16 protein-coding genes are annotated in these 16,973 nt (G+C 62.6%); 7 read left to right on the top strand and 9 right to left on the bottom strand.

From position 1 onward, the window contains the following. Positions 1-39 precede the first annotated feature (39 nt). Positions 40-1,251, bottom strand: coding sequence for an ABC transporter substrate-binding protein (locus ACR0DO_RS07425; RefSeq protein WP_480557564.1), 1,212 nt, complete (start codon positions 1,249-1,251; stop codon positions 40-42). A 48-nt stretch (positions 1,252-1,299) separates the two neighbouring features. After that, positions 1,300-2,373: an ABC transporter ATP-binding protein gene (locus ACR0DO_RS07430; RefSeq protein ID WP_480557566.1), complete on the bottom strand. Its 1,074-nt coding sequence runs from the start codon at positions 2,371-2,373 to the stop codon at positions 1,300-1,302. Positions 2,374-2,533: 160 nt separating this feature from the next. On the opposite strand from ACR0DO_RS07430, the gene ACR0DO_RS07435 reads away from it, so the two are divergent. After that, positions 2,534-3,535 carry an ester cyclase gene (locus ACR0DO_RS07435; RefSeq protein ID WP_480557568.1) on the top strand — a complete coding sequence of 334 codons (1,002 nt, stop codon included), beginning with the start codon at positions 2,534-2,536 and terminating at the stop codon, positions 3,533-3,535. Then, positions 3,532-4,401 (top strand): amidohydrolase family protein, encoded by an 870-nt coding sequence (locus ACR0DO_RS07440; protein ID WP_480557570.1) that lies wholly within the window; start codon positions 3,532-3,534, stop codon positions 4,399-4,401. The genes ACR0DO_RS07435 and ACR0DO_RS07440 overlap by 4 nt, the downstream gene beginning before the upstream one ends. Positions 4,402-4,421: 20 nt before the next feature. On the opposite strand, the gene ACR0DO_RS07445 is transcribed toward ACR0DO_RS07440, so the two are convergent. The 4 genes from ACR0DO_RS07445 to ACR0DO_RS07460 form a co-directional block, all read right to left on the bottom strand. Next, positions 4,422-4,874 (bottom strand): SRPBCC family protein, encoded by a 453-nt coding sequence (locus ACR0DO_RS07445; protein WP_480557571.1) that lies wholly within the window; start codon positions 4,872-4,874, stop codon positions 4,422-4,424. Between the two features lie 113 nt (positions 4,875-4,987). Continuing rightward, the gene (locus ACR0DO_RS07450; protein WP_480557573.1) at positions 4,988-6,526 is read right to left on the bottom strand and encodes a tripartite tricarboxylate transporter permease; all 1,539 of its coding nucleotides are present in this window, start codon (positions 6,524-6,526) and stop codon (positions 4,988-4,990) included. Positions 6,527-6,535: 9 nt separating this feature from the next. Then, positions 6,536-6,967, bottom strand: a complete 432-nt coding sequence (locus ACR0DO_RS07455) for a tripartite tricarboxylate transporter TctB family protein (protein ID WP_170444884.1) — start codon at positions 6,965-6,967, stop codon at positions 6,536-6,538. A gap of 80 nt (positions 6,968-7,047) precedes the next feature. Continuing rightward, the gene (locus ACR0DO_RS07460; protein WP_480557575.1) at positions 7,048-8,016 is read right to left on the bottom strand and encodes a Bug family tripartite tricarboxylate transporter substrate binding protein; all 969 of its coding nucleotides are present in this window, start codon (positions 8,014-8,016) and stop codon (positions 7,048-7,050) included. A gap of 149 nt (positions 8,017-8,165) precedes the next feature. Here ACR0DO_RS07460 and ACR0DO_RS07465 point away from each other — a divergent pair, with 149 nt between their 5' ends. From ACR0DO_RS07465 to ACR0DO_RS07475, 3 genes are read left to right on the top strand one after another with little or no spacing between them, the layout of a single operon-like run. After that, positions 8,166-8,837, top strand: a complete 672-nt coding sequence (locus ACR0DO_RS07465) for a response regulator transcription factor (RefSeq protein WP_480557577.1) — start codon at positions 8,166-8,168, stop codon at positions 8,835-8,837. Further along, complete coding sequence (locus ACR0DO_RS07470) at positions 8,830-10,221, top strand: sensor histidine kinase N-terminal domain-containing protein (protein ID WP_480557579.1); 1,392 nt, start codon at positions 8,830-8,832, stop codon at positions 10,219-10,221. The genes ACR0DO_RS07465 and ACR0DO_RS07470 overlap by 8 nt, the downstream gene beginning before the upstream one ends. Beyond that, positions 10,218-11,252 (top strand): ABC transporter substrate-binding protein, encoded by a 1,035-nt coding sequence (locus tag ACR0DO_RS07475; protein WP_480557581.1) that lies wholly within the window; start codon positions 10,218-10,220, stop codon positions 11,250-11,252. The genes ACR0DO_RS07470 and ACR0DO_RS07475 overlap by 4 nt, the downstream gene beginning before the upstream one ends. On the opposite strand, the gene ACR0DO_RS07480 is transcribed toward ACR0DO_RS07475, so the two are convergent. Genes ACR0DO_RS07480 through ACR0DO_RS07490 form a run of 3 tightly spaced genes read right to left on the bottom strand, consistent with a single transcriptional unit; the run spans position 11,249 to position 14,831 of the window. Then, complete coding sequence (locus ACR0DO_RS07480) at positions 11,249-12,793, bottom strand: heme biosynthesis HemY N-terminal domain-containing protein (RefSeq protein WP_480557583.1); 1,545 nt, start codon at positions 12,791-12,793, stop codon at positions 11,249-11,251. The genes ACR0DO_RS07475 and ACR0DO_RS07480 overlap by 4 nt on opposite strands. 10 nt (positions 12,794-12,803) lie before the next feature. Then, positions 12,804-14,051 (bottom strand): COG4223 family protein, encoded by a 1,248-nt coding sequence (locus tag ACR0DO_RS07485; RefSeq protein WP_480557585.1) that lies wholly within the window; start codon positions 14,049-14,051, stop codon positions 12,804-12,806. A 54-nt stretch (positions 14,052-14,105) separates the two neighbouring features. Beyond that, positions 14,106-14,831, bottom strand: a complete 726-nt coding sequence (locus ACR0DO_RS07490; RefSeq protein ID WP_480557587.1) for a uroporphyrinogen-III synthase — start codon at positions 14,829-14,831, stop codon at positions 14,106-14,108. A gap of 85 nt (positions 14,832-14,916) precedes the next feature. On the opposite strand from ACR0DO_RS07490, the gene tsaD reads away from it, so the two are divergent. Beyond that, entirely contained in the window at positions 14,917-16,014 is a 1,098-nt protein-coding gene (tsaD, locus tag ACR0DO_RS07495) for a tRNA (adenosine(37)-N6)-threonylcarbamoyltransferase complex transferase subunit TsaD (RefSeq protein ID WP_480557589.1), read from the top strand. Next, positions 16,011-16,973, top strand: coding sequence for an NAD(P)H-dependent glycerol-3-phosphate dehydrogenase (locus tag ACR0DO_RS07500; protein WP_480557590.1), 963 nt, complete (start codon positions 16,011-16,013; stop codon positions 16,971-16,973). Before tsaD ends, ACR0DO_RS07500 begins: the two co-directional genes overlap by 4 nt.

The raw sequence follows: 16,973 nt of genomic DNA on the forward strand, positions 1-16,973 counted from the left end.
GGAGGGGATGGGAGGGCCGGAGCCCTCCCCCCGGGAGGATCAGTTGTTGATCAGGCCGGCTTCTTTGGCGGCGGTCACATACGCGGCCTCGATATCGGCCAGAGTGGTCGCCGCATCCTTGGCACCGGTCAGATAGTCGGCCAGACCGTTGCCCAGCGCGCTGTGCAGAACGCCCATCGGGGCCGACGCAGGGTACGCCTTGGCGCCGTTCTCTGCCGAAGCTGCGGCACCGGCTGCCAGTTCACCCGGCGTATAGGCGGGGCTCAGCCAGACAGCGACGTCGTTGTTGGCGCTGACCATGTCACCGTCGATACCTTCCAGAACCAGACGGAACGCAGCATCCGCTTCTTCGTCGCTCATGTTTGCAGCCAGAACGACACCATCCCACCAGATGGTGGTCGACGGAGCGGCTGCACCCATCGGCGCCGACGCCATGGTCACTTTGCCGACAACCTGGCTTTCGGCTTCGTCGTTCATCGCTGCGGCGCGGCTGGCCCACAGGTTCGCCATGGCGATCTTGCCTTGCTGGAACTGCTGCTGAACATAGGTCGAGTCGGATACCAGGAATTCCGGGTCCATGAACTCGGTCATCGCTTTCATGGTCTCAAGCGCCTTGACGCCCTGTTCGTTGTTGATCGCCGGCATGTTGCCTTCGCCAAAGAACTGACCGCCTTCGCCCATGTACATGTTGACGAATTCCTGAGCCAGGTTCCAACCGGTCTTGAAGGTGCCGCCGATCGGGTACTCCATGACGCCGGCTTCTTTGATCTTGGCAGCGGCGGCCAGAACGTCGTCATAGGTCTTGGGCTCTTCGATGCCCAGATCTGCCAGAACGTCGTTGCGATACATCAGGTGCTGCGCGTTCACCATCATGGCAATCGCCATAACCTTGCCGTCCACCTTGATCAGCTGGTTCGGCAGCAGGTCCTGACCGTATTTCTCGACCAGATCATCCAGAGGGCGCAGCGAGCCTGCGTTCAGCAGTGGGATCATGGTCTCGTTGGCAACGCCACCGATCTGATACAGCGAGGGGTTTGCTGCAAAGGCCTCGGGCTGCTTTTCGCGGAATTCCTGATCCAGCGAAGCGCTGAAGTTGCCGCACTCGGCCATCGCGTCGGTGACGGCTTTCCACGCCTCGAATCCAGCCGAGAGCGATTTCAGCGGCACTTCGTTTTCATACGCACATTCGGCCCATGCGCCGGTTGCTGCGAGGGACATGGCACCTGCCATGAAGAGTGATTTGAGTTTCATGCGTTTCTCCCTGTCAGGATCGGTCCGTCGTCGACGTCCGGACCGCTGTTATGCCCGAATGGGCTGCTTGTGGGGTTGCTCCCCGATCCGCGCACCGCTTTCAGCTTCAAAGAGGTGACAGATTTCCGTCGGCACCGAGAACGAGACCGCCTCGCCAATCTCGGCGCGAAAAGCTTTGTCGGCCTTGACCGACACCAGCGCGCCGCCGACCCGGACCGAGATCATGGTCGCGTCGCCCAGCAATTCCAGCGTGTAAATCGGTGCGGTGATCTGACCCTGCCCTTCGGCAAGGCTGGCATCCTCGGCGCGGAAGCCCAGCGTCATCGGGCCGTCCGGCGCATCGACCGGAATCTCCACATTCTCGGCGCGGAACACGCCGGCCGAAACCTGACCGTCCATCAGGTTCATCGCTGGAGAGCCGATGAAGCTGGCCACGAAAGTGTTTGCGGGGCGGTCATAAATCTCGGTCGGGCTGCCGACCTGCTGCACCACGCCTTTTTTCATGACCACAACGCGATCGGCCAGGGTCATCGCTTCGATCTGGTCGTGGGTCACATAGATGGTAGTCACCGCCAGCTCGTGGCTGAGGTTTTTGATCTGCGCTCGGGTTGAAACCCGCAGCTTGGCGTCGAGGTTGGACAGCGGTTCATCCATCAGGAACACGTTGGGTTCGCGGACAATGGCCCGGGCCAAAGCCACACGCTGACGCTGACCGCCAGACAATTCGGCGGGCTTGCGGTGCAAGAACTCGTCCAGCTCAACCATCGCGCTGGCGCGGCGAACCTTTTCATCATGGGTCGCCGGATCGATACCGCGCACTTTCAGCGGAAAGCGGATGTTCTCATAGACGTTCATGTTCGGGTAAAGCGCGTAGCTCTGGAACACCATCGCCACGTCGCGGTCCTTGGGCTCAAGATCGTTGACCACTTTGCCATCGACCAGAATTTCACCCTCGGTGACGTCTTCCAGACCGGCGATCATCCGCATCGTGGTGGTCTTGCCGCAACCGGACGGACCCAACAGAACCAGAAACTCGCGATCCGCGATGGTCAGGTCGAAATTGTGGACCCCGACAAATGACCCCCAGCGTTTGCCGACGTTGCGCAGTTGAATTTCCGCCATGGTGCCCCCTGCAAGGATTCGCTTTGCATACGTTTGCAAAACTGTATTCTTCGCTCATCATTTCTGGCAAGACATTTTTGCATACGTATGCAAAAAAGACCTAACCCGCGATTCTCAATCGCTTAAATCCAAAGCAAGCCATCAACGAAACGGTGCAAACGTGAGCTTTCAGGAAGAAAAAACACTCGTCTCCTCGTTCTTCGGGACCCTCGACTCAGCCCGTGAGTCGAATCTGCCTGACGTCTTCAGGCAGTTCTGCGCCGAAGATTTGCTGTGGCGCGGCTTTCACCCGTTCGACGAAATCACCGGCCCAGACACGGTAGCGCAGAGGTTCTGGCAGCCGCTGAAATCCAGCCTGAAACGGATGCAGCGCCGTCAGGATGTGTTTTTCGCCGGCAGCAACTCTCTGGAACCGGGCGCCGATGTCTGGGTGGTGTCGATGGGTCATCTGATGGGCCTGTTCGATGCCCCATGGCTGGGGATTCGCCCCACCGGCAAGATGGCCTTTCTGCGCTATTGCGAGTTTCACCGGGTCGCGGGCGGCAAGATTGCCGAAACAGCGTTGTATTTCGACATCCCCCATCTGATGGTGCAGGCCGGGCAAAACCCGTTTCCGCCGCAAACCGCAGCCCATCTGATCCAACCCGGGCCGCTGACCCATGACGGTCTGCTGTATGAAGACCGGCCCGAGGAAGAAGGCCGCAAGACGCTGGCAGCGATTAACGCCATGATCTCGGACCTTGGTCAGTGGAACAGCGGCCTGTCGCTGGAAGACGAATTGGCCCGCACATGGCATGACGACATGATCTGGTGGGGTCCCGAAGGGATCGGCGCCACCTACACGATCGAACGCTATGCCAAGCAACATTCCGGCCCGTTCCGCGCCGGGTTCACCGACCGCTCCAAGACCAAACATATCTGCCGACTGGCCGAAGGGCATTATGGCGGTTTCTTTGGCTGGCCGAATTTCACCGCCGTGCCCAAGGGCGGATTCATGGGCATGCCCGCCACCGGAAAACCCGGCGAATTCCGGGTGATCGACATCTATCGTCGCGCCGGGGACAAACTGGCCGAGAACTGGATTTTCATCGACCTGCTACATTTCTGGAAACAGCAGGGCGTCGATATTCTGGCCCGCACAACAGGGATTGAAACGCCATGAGGATCGATGCGCATCACCACCTGTGGAACCTGAACGCTGTGGATTACCCGTGGCTGATGGAAAAGGGCGCAGTACGGTTCTTTGGCGATCCCACCCCGATTCAGCGCGACTATCTGCTGCCTGAGTTTCGCGCAGATGCGGGGGCCGCAGGGTTTTCGGCCTCGGTCCACATTCAGGTTGGCGCCGCCGATCCCTGGGCCGAGGCGCAATGGGTGCAGTCCGTCGCCGATCAGTTTCCCGGCTGGCCGTTGGTGCAAGTCGCCTATTGCGACCTGACCGCAGACGACCTGACCGAACAGCTGGACCGGCTGCAATCCCTGCCCTCACTGCGCGGCGTGCGCCAGATCATCGGCCGCGCCCCGGGCGAGGATCAGCTATCGGGCACCAACGATCTGCTGGACAGTCCAAAGTTTCTGGTCGGGCTGAGACAACTTGGCGATCGCGGCCTGACCTTTGACCTGCAATTGCTACCCGAATTGATGGAGCGGACCGCCGCCGTGCTAGATCAGGCACCTGCAACCCAAGTGGCGTTGTGCCATGCCGGGTCGCCGCATGACCGATCCGAACAGGGGCTGGAAGGTTGGGCCAAGGCGCTGCAATCGCTTGCGACACTGCCGCAGGTCACCTGCAAACTCTCGGGCCTTGGCATGTTCGATCACAATTGGAGCGCCGACAGCGTCAGGCCCATCGTCGAAACCTGCCTGACTCAGTTCGGGCCTGATCGGTGCATGTTCGGGTCGAACTTTCCGGTCGACAGCCTGTCATCCACATACGCGGACCTGATTGCCAGACACAAAGCGCTGGTACCCGACGCCGATCACGATCAGGTTTTCGGACGCACCGCGCAGCAGTTCTATCACATGTAGCGGGAGGGGTGTCCTGCCGGTCAGGACACCGATTGCTCGGACACGATCTCGCCAAACCGGGTGAAGAACTTGCCCGACAGCTTTTTGGCGGTGCCCGAGATCAGGCGGCTGCCCAATTGGGCGATCTTGCCGCCGACTTCAACCTTGGCGGTGTAAGACAGCACCGTCTCATTCCCGTCTTCGGTCAGCGTCACGTCGGCCCCGCCCTTGGCAAAGCCCGCCGCCCCGCCCTTGCCTTCGCCGGACAGGGAAAACCCGTCGGGGGCATTGGATGTGTCCAGCGTGACCTCACCGGCGAACTTTGCCTTGACCGGGCCGATCTTGAGCACAACCTTAGCCGCCAGTTCATCGGGCGCGTTCTGGGTCAGCTCCTCGCAGCCCGGAATGCACTCCTGCAGGATCTCGGGATTGTTCAGGGCTTGGTACACGACATCCCGTGGTGCCGAGATGCGGATTTCATCACTCAGGTCCATGCGCGCTTCCTCTGATCGGTGACTTGCCTTGTTCAGCAAAGTTACAGGTTCCACCGCATCTTTCCAGAGTCTGTTTCGGCGCCGCCAATCCCCGACCGGCGGCGCCCGATGTGTCAGTCGCTGATCGCGCCTTCCTCATCCTTGCGCTGGTGCATCTTGGCCTTGACCCGTGCACCCACGATCAGGGGCAGGACAAAGCCGATGATGGCGATGGACCACAGCGCGATGGACAGCGGGCTGTCGATCAGGGTCCACCAGTTGCCGTTGTCGATGGTCACGGCGCGGCGCAGGTTGTTCTCCATCGAATTGCCCAGCAGCGTGCCCAGAATGATCGGCACCAACGGCACGTCCAGCTTGCGCAGGACCCAGCCCATGACGCCAAACCCGATCATCACCAGCAGATCAAAGCTGGAGCCCGAGATGCCGTAGATGCCGACAAAGCTGACCATTGCCACGATCGGCATCAGGATGCGCGAGGGGATCATCAGCACGCGGGTAAACAGCCCCACCATCGGGATGTTCATCGCCAGCAGCATGAAGTTGGCGATGAACAGTGCCGCGATCAGGCCCCAGACCACATCCGGGTTCTGGGTGAACAGCAGCGGACCGGGTGTGATGTTCAGCGCCAGCAGAACTGCCAGCAACACGGCCGTGGTCCCCGACCCCGGCACGCCCAGCGCCAGCATCGGCACCAGGGCTCCGCCAGCAGCGGCGTTGTTCCCGGCCTCGGGTGCCGCAACCCCGCGCGGATCGCCGGTGCCAAAGGTGTTTTCCTTGTCAACCAGCCGTTTCTCCATCGAATACGAGATGAACGAGCCCAAAGACGCCCCCGCCCCCGGCAGAACCCCGGCGATAAAGCCCAGGAACGAGGTCCGCAGCATGGTTGGCGTACATTTCTTGACCATCGACATCGGCGGATAGAGGCGGCCGATGTTCAGCTTGCGGCCTTCGGCATCCGATCCACCGTGGCGGTGTTCGAGGAAGATGAACACTTCGGACAGGGCGAACAGACCAACGATGGCCACAAGGAAATCGAGCCCGTCATACAGATGCACCTCGCCAAAAGTGAAGCGCGGCACGCCGGTTTGGGTATCCACCCCGATGGTCGCCAACCCAAGGCCAAGCGCGGCGGCAAAGGCCGATTTCGCCTGATTGGTCGAAGACACCCCGCCCAGCGTCATGAAGGCCAGCGCGAACAGGGCGAAATACTCGGCCGGTCCGAACAGCAGCGCGATCTTTACCAGCTGCGGTGCCAGAAAGATCAGGCCCCATGTGGCCAGAAAGGCGCCCACAAAGGATGCGATACCGGACAGCGACAGCGCCTCACCGGCAAAGCCTTTTTTCGCCATGGGATGCCCGTCCAGACAGGTCATCATGGCCGGTTCATCGCCGGGAATGTTCAGCAGGATCGAAGATATCCGCCCGCCATACATTGCCCCGTAATAGACACTGGTCAGCAGGATCAGCGAGGGCGTCGCCCCCAGCCCCAGCGTGAACGCCAGCGGGATCAGGATGGCCACGCCGTTCGACGGGCCAAGACCGGGCAGCGCGCCCATGATCGTGCCCAGAAAACAGCCCAGCAGGGCCAGCATCAGGTTCTGCCATGTCAGCGCGATGGCGAACCCGTCTCCGAGGGATGCAAGAGTTTCCATGTTTATTCCTCAGAACCCCAGCGGGCCGCGGGCCAGCGACAGGCCCAGAACCAGATGGAAGATGACGTAGATGCCGACGGACGTGCCGATGCCCACCAGCACGCTTTCAATCGGGCCAGAACCCAGACGCCAGGCCAGATAGGCGGCGGCAAAGGCGGTGGCGATGACAAAGCCGATTTCGGGCAGCAGTTCGGCGTAAAGGATCATCATGACCACTGCCGCGCCGACCTCGACCAGACGGCCCAGCGCGGGCCATTCGGGTTCAGCATCCGGGCGGATGGCGATGACAAGGCTCGACAGGCCCAGAATGGCGGCGATGATCAGCGGGAAGGCTTTGGGTCCGACGGCATCGGACAGAAAGCTTTCCTCGATCGCCAATGCGGAAAAGGCAAATCCGATGGCGATTAGCAGTCCGACGACCCCGAAGATACGGTCACTCATCGGTGTCTCCTATTGTTCGGGTAAAAGGGTGGATCCGGGCACGGTTCGGTGGTGCGGTGCCCGGATCACTGTGAGTGGTGTTACTTGATGATCCCGATCTCTTTCGAGATGGTCTGGATTTGGCCCACAGATTCCGCCACGAAGTTCTGGAAGTCCGCGCCCTGCAGGTCCAGCGGGGCCAGACCGTTTGCGGCCATGACCTCTTTCCACTCGTCCGAGGCGTAAAGATCACCGATCTTGCCGACCCAATCACCATAGGCCTCATCGGTCATGCCGCCGGGAGCATAGAACCCACGCCAGTTGGCACCGATGGCGTCAACGCCCTGTTCCTTGGCGGTCGGGAAATCGGCGAACTCGCCGGGCAGGCGGTCGGGGGCCAGCACTGCGATCACCTTGATGTCGCCGGAATCCACGAAACCCTTGGCCTCGGAGATATCGCCGGTAAAGGCTTGAACCGAACCAGCCAGCAGCTGGGTCACCGCCTCGCCACCGCCGTCAAAGGCGATGTATTTGACCGAGCGCACATCCTCGATGCCATAAGCATTGGCCGCGATCAGCACTTTCAGGTGGTCCCAGCCACCCACGGCCGAACCGCCTGCAACCGACACCGAGGCCGGGTCCGCTTTGATCTGGTCCAGCAGTTCGGGCAGGGTGTTGACGGCGCTGTCAGCCGCCACGGCGATCACGCCATAATCGGCCCCAATGGCTGCAAGCCAACGCACCTGATCCATGGTGTTGCCCGGATAGGCGCCTTGCGCCAGCCGGGTTGCGGTGGCGGCACTGGCCGCAACGATCAGCTCGTTATCTTCGCCGCGCTTGTTCACCACTTCGGCAAAGGCCACGCCACCGCCGCCACCGGCAAGGTTCACCACCTGCATGGTCTGGTCGATCAGGCCCAGATCCTGCAACGACTTACCCACCTGACGGCAGGTGAAATCCCAGCCGCCACCGGGGTTGGCCGGTGCGATACATTCCTGTGCGCTGGCGGCCACGCCGGACAGGGCAAAGACAGCAGCCGCAATCGCGCCACTGGTTCCAAACAGTTTCATTCGTGTCTCCTCCTTGGGTCTTTTTGGTCCGCATTCCAGCGGCCGAAACCGATCCCCGCAGGCGCGTGTCCTTGCAGGTCGTACCCGTTTACCGAATAATGCTGTCATGAACCTGTCACGGTTCCGGCGTCCGACTTTGGGGAGGGGTCATGCGCGTTTTGATGATCGAAGATGCCGAGGACCTGGCCGAGGGCGTCGTGGCCCATCTGGCCCGGTCCGGCGTGGTGTGTGATCTGGCGACCACTGTCGAATCTGCCCGCGATTTCCGCGCGGTGCAAAGCTATGACGCGATGCTGCTGGACATCAACCTGCCCGACGGGTCGGGTCTGAATTTCCTGGGCAAGATCCGCGCCTCGGGCGATCGCACGCCGGTGCTGATGCTGACGGCGCTGACCTCGGTCGAGGATCGCGTCGCCGCATTGGACAAGGGCGCCGACGATTATCTGGGCAAGCCCTTTGATCAGCGCGAGCTGGAGGCCCGGCTGCGCGCCCTCGTCCGTCGCGATGCCGACCGCAAGAGTGAACAGATTACGCTGGGGCCGCTGATCTACGCCCCCAAGGACCGCAGCGCCGCGCTGGACGGAAAACGCCTGAACCTGACCGCGCGCGAGGCCGCCGTGCTGGACGCGCTGATCCGGCATGAGGGGCAGTTCCTGTCAAAAACGCGGCTGTATGACTCTCTTTACGGGTTCGAGGACGCCGACGTTGGTGAAAACGCCATCGAGCTGTATATCGCCCGGCTGCGCAAGAAGTTCGCCGGCAGCACGGTCAGCATCACCACCCAGCGCGGGGTCGGGTATCGGATCGGTCTGGATGGCTAGGCCCTATCTGCCCCACAGCCTGACAGCGCGGGTTCTCAGCGCAATGCTGCTGATCCTGATACTCGGTGGCTGTCTGGTGGCGCTGTCGATCTGGGCCAATGGCCGCTTGGCGGCGCGGCAAGCCTATGACCGGCTGCTGCTGGGCGCGGCCACGGATATCGCGGAATCGGTGCGCATTCAGGACGGAGAACCTTTTGTCGACCTGCCGGTCTCGGCCTTTCAGTTATTGGCACAGGCCCCGGATGACCGGATATTCTATGCGGTGCAGGTGCCCGGTGGCCCGTTCATCACCGGGCTGGATCGCGATACGATAATTGAAGTGCCGCAACAACCCGGCGCCGTGCCCTTCTATTTCACCGCCGACCTGAACGGAGAACCCGCCCGTTTCGTCCGCGTGGCCCGCCTATTTGCCGAGCGGGAGTTCTCGGGCGAGGTCGAGGTGCTGGTCGGCCAGACGCTGCGCGCGCGCCAGATGATGACCGCCGGACTGATGCGCGACGCGCTGCTGCCGATGGCCGTCGCGGGGATTTTGCTGCTGATCATGTCGTGGTTCGTCACCCGATCCGCCCTGCGCCCGCTTGAGGCGCTGTCCGACGATCTCACCCGCCGCGACCCGCATGACCTGACGCCGATGGCCAGCGACGGGCTGCCGCGAGAGCTGCAGGTGATGCTGACCGCGATGAACCGTTTCATGGGGCGGCTCGACCGGCAGGTGGACACGATGCGCAACCTGATCGCCGACACCGCCCATCAGCTGCGCACCCCGGTCGCCGCCATCCGGGTACAGGCCGAGATCGCGCAGGACGACCCCGATGCCCCGGCCCGCGCACGCGCATTGGACCGGCTGCTCAGGCGCACGCGGTCACTAGGCACTCTGCTGGATCAGCTGCTATCGCGCGCCATGGTGATCCACCGCATCGACAGCGCCCCCCGCCGCCCCGTCGATCTGCGCGAGGTGGCGCTGGACGTCTTGGAACAGAGCGACCACGAACTGGTTGCCCCCGGCGTCGAAGTGCGGCTCGAGATCGGAGAATCCCCGGTGCTGGTGAACGCGGATGCCTTTTCCCTTGGCGAGGCGGCCAAGAACCTGCTGGGCAATGCGCTGCGACATGGCGAACCCCCTGTCAGCATCGGCGCAACGCAAGAAGGTTCCCGCGCCGTCCTGTGGGTGCGCGATCACGGACCCGGACCCGCCACGCCCATTGCCAATCACATTGGAGACCGGTTCAACCGCACCACCGGATCGGGCGAGGACAGCAGCGGCCTGGGTCTGTCGATCGTGAAATCCACCGCCGAGGCCTTTGACGGCACGGTTGAGATGGCCCGCAACGATACCGGATTTCGCGCAGCTCTCAGTTTTCCGACCACAAGGGAGATGGAATGATCCGCACCTTTTTGATCTGCCTTCTGTTTGCCCTGCCCGGCACCCTGCAGGCGCAAGAAGCCACGGCCAGCTTCGGCCGCAGCAATGATCCGATGCTGATCCGGTCGACCACCGATATCGCCATCATCGCCCCGGTGCTGGAGCGCTTTGCCGAACTGAACCCCGACTTGCGGATCACCTATGAACAATGGGGCTCGAACGCGCTGTTCCAGCACAGCCGCACGGTCTGCAAGGACGGTCAGAACCCCGCTGATGTGGTGTTTTCCTCGGCCATTCAGCAGATGGTGTGGCTGGTCAATTCCGCCTGCGCGCACCGCTACCGTTCCCCCCTGACCGAGGCCCTGCCGGACGCGCGGCGCTGGCGGGACGAGCTGTGGGGCATCACCACCGAACCCGCCGTCATCGCCTATAACAAAGCCCTGCTGGACGATCAGCACGTCCCCCGCAACCGCTTTGCCCTGTTGGACGCAATGCGCACGCAGCCCGATCTGCTGCGGGGTCGGGTGGCGACCTATGATATAGCGGCATCCGGTCTGGGGTATCTGTTCGCCTATGGGGATAGCCTTGAGGCCACGACCTTTGGTTCCCTGATCGAAGGGTTTGCCCGCATCGACGCCGTGGCCACCTGCTGTTCATCCGAGATTATCCGCGACGTGGCCGAGGGGCGATTCCTGATCGCCTATAACGTTCTGGGGTCCTACGTAGCCAATGCCGATGCGCCCGGCGTGGGGGTGATCCTGCCCGAGGATTACACGCTGGTCCTGTCCCGCGCCCTTATGATCCCGGCGCAGGCGGCCAACAAGGATGCCGCGACCGGGTTTCTGGATTTCCTGCTGTCACCCGAGGCGCAGAACCTGCTGGCAGCCTCGGGCCTTGTGGCCCAGATGGACGCGGCCGAGACCGGCCTGACCCCCAGCGCCCGCCGCTTTATCGCGCTGTCCCCGGCGCTGCTGGTCGCACGGGACCAGAACCGCCGGGCAGAGCTGTTCAAATTGTGGAACGACGCCTTTGACGTGGAAACCGCGCGCTAGGCCCGTTTCTCGACCACGGGCTCTCCCTCGGCATTGACCGCTGGCTCGACATCGGGCCGGACCGGTTCCGTCTCGATCTCGATGACCTCAGGCTCGACCGTCTCCTCGACCTCTTCGGTTTCGGGCTCCGGCTCGGGTTCGGGTTCTGGCTCGGGTTTTTCCTCAAGCGCGCCGACGATCAGCGGCAGCATGTGAACGCCGGTGGCCGTTGCGATCTCGGGCGTTTGCGGGGTTTGCCAGCTGAGCGTGTCAAAGCTGCTGCAGTTCTGACAGACCGGACCCCATTCTGGCTGAATGTCGTGGCAGTTGTCGCAGACCCATTGCGGCCCGCGCGGCGCGTTCAGCGCCTTGGCCAGCCAGCCCTGCACCACCGCGTCCGAGGCACCCTCGCCCCGCTCAATCGCCGCCATCAGCGTATAGGCGCGTGCATCTGCTTGCTTTTCGACCACATCGCCCAGCGCCCGGCGGGCTTCGGGGAAATCCTCGGCGACGATGTTCAGCTCGGCCAGGATCAGGCGGGTTTCCGGGTTTTCCGGGTGAATGCGGGTCAGCGCCGTAAAGCGTTTGATCCGCGCCTGGGGCGTTTCATCCGGTGCAATTTCGGCAAAGACATGGGCCAGATCGGGGTGGGGCTGCACCTCCCACGCCTTTTTCAGAATCTTGGTCGCGGCGCGCGGTTTGCCCTTTTCGATATAGGCCCGCGCAGCCATGGCCGCCGCAGGTACCAGATCGGGCGACAGGCGGTTGGCCTCGATCGCGTGTTCCTGCTGTTCGACGGTGGCGCCTTCGGCCAGAATATCCTTGGCCTCGGACAGCGCCAGAACCGCATCGCGGCGCTTGAACACGTCGCGCGGCAGATGGCCGGCCTTCAGCTTGGCGGTCAGGGTCGAGCGCGCGCCGGCCCAGTCCTGCGACTTGGTCTGCAGACCCAGCAAAATGTCCTGCGTCTCGGCATGGCGCGGTTTGATCGCCAGCGCCTTTTCGGCCAGCTTGCGGGCTGTGTCGTCATCGCCCTCAGCCAGTTTCTGTTTCATGATACCGCGCACCCCGACAAAGCGGGTGGCATTGTTGGTGACCAGCTTCTTGTAGGTCTCGGAGGCTTTTTTGGTGTCGCCGTTCATCTCAGCCGCCTGGGCCACCAGCAGGTTGGTCAGCTCGGGCTTGTTCAGCAGTTTTTCGGCTCTATAGGCCTTGTTCATCGCCACACGCCCCTCACCCGAGGCCAGCGCCATCAGACCATCAGACAGCGCCTGATAGCCCCGTTTTTCGCGGTTGCGATCGAAATAACGCGACAGCGCAGTTTCATCTCCGTTAAGGAATTTCAGCGTCGCGATCAGCAGGGTCAGCAGCTTGAAGAACACCCAGATCAAGACAACCAGAACGCCCAGCGCGATCACCGATTGCAGCGGCCCCAAGGTAAATTCCTGGCCCCACGCCGTGACCTGTACGCCGCCGCTGGTTTCCATCAGGAACATGGCGCCCATGGCCAGCAGGCCGATAATCGCTACAAAAACAAGGATCTTAAACAATGACCACAGCATGGCAGGTCCTTCAGTTCGAGTTTACGCTGGATTGCAGCGCATTTGCGGCGTCCACGGCGGCCTCACGGGTCTGAGCCGCCTGCTCCCAATCGGCCATCGCTGTTTGGGCCGCTTCGGGCAGGGATTTCAGTTCGCTCAGCGCGGCTGCAACATCACCGCCAGCCAGCGCAGCCTCGGCCCGCGACAGGATCGCATCCGGGCTGTCGCCCTCTTGCGGGGTGACCGAGCGCGCGCCGGTCTGGCGCTGCAGGAAGGCGACCAGACCCGTGGCCTTGTCCGCGCTGCGCGCATCGGCCAGTGCTGCGCGGGCAGCGGGCGTGAAAGACTCTCGCAACGCGGCCAGGCTGGCAACACCTTCTTTTGCCGGGGCTGACAAAGCATCAGGCACGCTCATGCCACCAGCTGTCAGTTCAGCCACCAGATCATTATAAGGCAGGCCCGCGTCCAGTTGGCTGTGAACCTGAGACAGGATCGATGCATTGCTCGCCGCTTGCGCCTTGGCCGCGGCCTGCGCTTCTAGCGCCTGTGCGTCCGTGACCATTTTTTCGACCTCGGCCCGCTGCGCGGCCAGCGAATCCTGCAGTTTCTTCAGTTCGGCCTCAAACGCGGCCGAGGCCTCGGAAGAGGCGCCTTGCGTCAGCGCACCGCTTTCCAGATCGCTCAGACGGCTGGCCAGAGGGTCGATCTTGCCCGCCAACCCGTCAAGGCCGGATTTCACCGCCTCAAGTTCCGCACCCAGCGGTGTGACCTGATCGGTCAGGGCGGCGATTTTGCTGTCCACATCAGAACTGTCCGAGCTGTCGGCCAGAGATTTTGTCAGCGCCTCGATCTGGCTGGACTGATCATTGAGCTTCGCCTCAAGCGCCGCGAGGCCGTCGGACTCGCCGGACCCGAACAGGCCCGCGCTGCCCGCGGCAAACCCGATCCCGGCCGCAAGTACACCACCAAGCAGCGCCGGCACAAAGCCGCCGCGTTTTTCCTGTTCAGGTTCGGCGGATTTGTCTGCGACCGCCGCGACGGGCTCTTCCACAACCGCTTCGGCTTCGGCTTCGGCTTCGGCTTCGGCTTCGGCTTCGGCTTCGGCTTCGGCTTCGGCTTCGGCTTCGGCTTCGGCTTCGGCTTCGGCTTCGGAAAGGGCCTCTTCTACAGTCTCGACCGCGTCAAGAGGCGCATCATCCTGTGTGGAAACGGTTTCAACCGCCTCATCCGACTTGGGGTCTTCCACCGGCTTTCGATCGGTTTTCTTCTTACCAGCCACCGCAACGTTCCCCTTATCGAATCCAATTTCACATGAATAACAGGCCACTCTAGGTTAGTCGGTGGTCTCGCTGCCCTCAACCCGCATCGCATGTTTCACAAGTTTTTTAACGGCTTTCTGCATTTTCTTCGGGGTCGGCTCGTTGACGATCTTCAGATGCGCATAGTCCAAGGAATAAAGGGGTTCCGCCGTCGCCTGGCTGATTGCGACCAGCCACAAGGGCGCTGAACCGGTCCAGATATCGGCAAATTGTCGCGCCGTTCTGGGTGAAAACAGCGGCGCGACAACCGGTATATCTGCGTCAGCGACCGCAGCGGCTTCGGGTGTCAGCGGCAACAGGCGCTGCTGATAGACGGATTGTTCACGCACGGTCAGGCCCGACTCGGTCAGGCGGATGGCGATATTGCCCCGGCTATGTTCACCCCGCAGGTGCAACAAGGGGCTTTCAGGGCGATGCTTCAGCAGATGGGCCACCAGTTCCTCGGCGGTGGCACCAACCATCTGCGCGTCCCACCCGGCGCCTTTTGCGGTGCCGGTGGTGGCGGGGCCGACGCAAAAGGCAGGCATGTCGCGCGCCAAACCCAGAGACACCGCGGCATTCACCCCGTTGGCCGACGTGAATATCAGCCCGCGCACACCGTTGGTATCGACGCTGATCGGCAGGGGTTTGATCTTAAGGATCGGGGAATAGATAACCTCGACCTGCGATCTGATGCGGGTCGGCAGCTGCGCAACAAACCGTTCAGAGGCAGCGCGCGGGCGGGTCATCAGCAAATACAACAGTCGGCGCCTTCCGCCTTGGGATTGTTTGCATCCGCGCGGGGTGATACCCCGCTTGGCAATCAAGGTGTAACGGATCGGGCCAATGGTGCAAACACTTACCGTCCTCGGACTGGAAAGCAGCTGTGACGACACAGCGGCCTCCGTCGTGCGCCAGGCCGATGGCGCCAGGGCCGAAGTGCTGTCATCCATCGTGCACGGCCAGACCGAATTGCACAGCGCCTTTGGCGGTGTGGTGCCCGAGATCGCGGCCCGTGCTCATGCGGAAAAACTGGATACCTGCGTGGTACAGGCGCTTGAGGCCGCGGGCCTGGCTTTGACGGATATGGACGCCATTGCCGTGACCGCCGGGCCGGGCCTGATCGGCGGCGTCATGTCCGGCGTGATGTGCGCCAAGGGGCTGAGCGCCGCAACCGGCCTGCCGCTGATCGGGGTGAACCATCTGGCGGGCCACGCGCTGACGCCACGCCTGACCGACGGGATTGCCTTTCCCTATCTGATGCTCTTGGTGTCAGGCGGCCATTGCCAATACCTGATCGCCCACGGGCCAGAGCAATTTACCCGCCTCGGCGGCACCATCGACGATGCACCGGGCGAGGCCTTCGACAAAACCGCCCGTTTGCTGGGCCTGCCGCAACCGGGCGGCCCCTCGGTCGAGGCCGAGGCCCGCGCGGGCGATCCCAAACGCTTCCGCTTTCCCCGGCCTCTGCTGGACCGGCCGGGATGTGACCTGTCGTTCTCGGGGCTCAAGACCGCATTGATGCGGATGCGGGATCAGATCGTCGCCGAAAAAGGCGGCCTGACCCGTCAGGATCGTGCCGATCTGTGTGCCGGGTTTCAGCAGGCCATCGTGGACACTCTGGCCGAGAAAACCCGCCGCGCAATGGATCTGTATCTTGAGGAAAACCCCTCTGATCCGGTGATTGCCGTGGCCGGCGGCGTGGCGGCAAATTCTGCCATTCGAGCCGCGTTAGAGACTGTTTGCGCCGAAAAAGGCGCGCGTTTCACGGCGCCGCCGCTGGCCTTGTGCACCGACAACGCGGCCATGATCGCCTATGCCGGGATGGAGCGTTTTCGCTCCGGTGCCCGCGATGGTCTGGACCTGACGGCCCGGCCCCGCTGGCCCTTGGACCGGACCAGCCCCGCGATGTTGGGAAGCGGCAAGAAAGGCGCCAAGGCATGAGTGTTTCGGTACTGGGATCGGGTGCTTTCGGCACCGCGCTGGCGATTTCACTGGCCGGGAACGGGCCAGTTACTCTGTGGTCACGGGACGCCGCACAGGCCCGGCACATGCAGAACAGCCGCGAAAATACTGCGCGCCTGCCGAATGTGACACTGCCGGGTGCGGTATCGGTGACGGCCGATATTCAAGACGCGGTTGCCGCTGACGTGCTGTTGCTGGCCGTACCGATGCAGAAACTGCGCAGCGCGTTGCAGGAACACGCCTCGGTTCTGGCCGGGAAGACGCTGGTCGCCTGCTGCAAGGGGATCGAGCTGTCCTCGGGCCTCGGCCCCATTTCCGTGATCCGCGAAACCATCCCGGACGCGCACCCAGCCCTTTTGACCGGACCCAGCTTTGCCGATGACATCGCGCGCGGCCTGCCCACGGCCCTGACCCTGGCCTGTGCCGATGACGATCTCAGCCAGACCCTGCAGCACGAACTGACCACCGCAAACCTGCGCCTTTATCGCACCACCGATGTGATCGGGGCGGAACTGGGGGGCGCGTTGAAAAACGTGATGGCCATTGGCTGCGGGGCCGCCATCGGGGCGGGTCTCGGTGACAGCGCCCGCGCTGCCTTGATGACCCGTGGTTTTGCCGAGATGCAACGGTTTGCCCTGATGCGCGGTGCGCAACCCGAAACACTGATGGGGCTGTCCGGGCTGGGGGATCTGGTATTGACCTGCTCGTCCGAATTGTCCCGAAACTATCGTTTTGGCCTGAGTTTGGGTCTGAATCGTCCCTTTGACACCCAGACAACGGTCGAAGGCGTCGCCACGGCACGGGCCATGTCCGAGATTGCCGCAAACGAGGGGCTGGACATGCCCATCAGTGCCACAGTGGCAGACCTGAGCCATGGCGCCTACAGTGTCGCGCAAGCCATCGAAACCCTGCTCAACCGCCCCCTGAAGGAGGAATAA

Source organism: Ruegeria sp. AM9 (genome assembly GCF_056540565.1).